The organism is Microcoleus sp. MOSTC5, assembly GCF_036701825.1.
Lineage (GTDB): Bacteria > Cyanobacteriota > Cyanobacteriia > Cyanobacteriales > Microcoleaceae > Microcoleus > Microcoleus asticus.
Genome location: NZ_JAUBRK010000182.1, coordinates 1 through 1,320, shown reverse-complemented (window position 1 = coordinate 1,320; position 1,320 = coordinate 1). Strand labels below are relative to the sequence as shown.

General features: G+C 41.6%; 2 protein-coding genes. One reads left to right on the top strand and one right to left on the bottom strand.

All coding sequences use genetic code 11. The features are described from left to right. Positions 1 to 7 precede the first annotated feature (7 nt). Entirely contained in the window at positions 8 to 1,039 is a 1,032-nt protein-coding gene (locus QUA54_RS34260) for a serine/threonine-protein kinase (protein WP_333419486.1), read from the bottom strand. A 56-nt stretch (positions 1,040 to 1,095) separates the two neighbouring features. On the opposite strand from QUA54_RS34260, the gene QUA54_RS34255 reads away from it, so the two are divergent. Further along, complete coding sequence (locus tag QUA54_RS34255; RefSeq protein ID WP_333419485.1) at positions 1,096 to 1,260, top strand: hypothetical protein; 165 nt, start codon at positions 1,096 to 1,098, stop codon at positions 1,258 to 1,260. Positions 1,261 to 1,320 lie beyond the last annotated feature (60 nt).

Here is a 1,320-nt window from a genome sequence, read left to right as displayed (position 1 = left end):
TGAAATGTCAAGTACATTGATATTCACTCATTTGTTTATTATACCTTGCTTGTGTTATTAAATTTTCATTCCTTAGGGGATTTGAGGAGTTATTCAGCAAACTTTTAGTCACAACTGCACCGACAAGTCCTACTCCCGCAAAACCGACTAATTGTAAAAAACCTCGCCTTGTCGGTGTCGGTGTCGGTGTCGGTGTCGGTGGCGGTGGTGGGAGAGGCGACAACAAAGATAAAATTGCTTGCAATGCTTCATCTGCATTTTGATAACGCTGACTGAAATTGTCGCGCACCATTTTATCTAAAACATTAGCTAAATTATTACTCACTTGAGCCTGATTTCGCCAAATTACCTCTCCTTTCCGCGTATCTTCTCGTAAGTTATGAGGATGTTCACCAGTCAATGCTTGAATTCCAATCATCCCCACTGCATAAATATCGCTACACAGTTTAGGTTTGCCCTTCGCTTGTTCGCTGGGCATATAACCCGAAGTACCAATGCCAACGGTGAAGCTAGTTTGTCCTTGAGCATTAACAACCATTGTGCTAATTTCCTTGACCGCCCCGAAATCAATCAAGATAATTTTACCATCTTGGCGGCGCATTAAATTAGCAGGTTTCAAGTCGCGATGAATCACATTTTGCTGATGAACAATGGCTAAAACTTCTAAGATATCGTGCAATAATTTAATAGTATGGGATTCGCTTGATTTTTCACCTATAATCAGTTCTTTGGTAAGGTCATGTCCGGCGATAAAATCTTGCACCAAATAAAATTCCCTATTTTCCTCAAAGTGGGCGGAAAGGCTGGGGATTTGGTCGTGTAGCTTACCCAATTTATGCAGCGTTTCGGCTTCTTTGTCGAATAAGCCTTTGGCAATTAGTAAATGGTCGGGATTGGGATCTTTTGGTTTAAGATGTTTGACGACGCAGTGGGGCTGTCCGGGTAAGTCTAAATCTTTAGCTAGGTAAGTGTCGCCAAAAGCGCCTTGTCCCAAGAATTTGATGATTTGATAACGATTGCGGAGGGTACGACCCAGCATAGTTTTCAGGAAATGCAGTGGAAGTTAGGATATATTGTCGCACCAGAGGAAATTAGATGCTTAAACTCAGAATCGTTTCCACAATTATACTGCTAATTAGTGCCTGTTGTTCATCTCCCGCACAGGCGCAAAATCCCGCACCAATAAAGCAAAATAACTCTTTAGTTCAAGTGCAGCCAGCGCGAGAACAAATTCTCAATGCTTGGGTCTTTTGGGTTTGAGGTGATAATAAAAACTAATTAGAAAAGCCAGCTAATAGTCGAGCTCGAAAATTGTCGAAA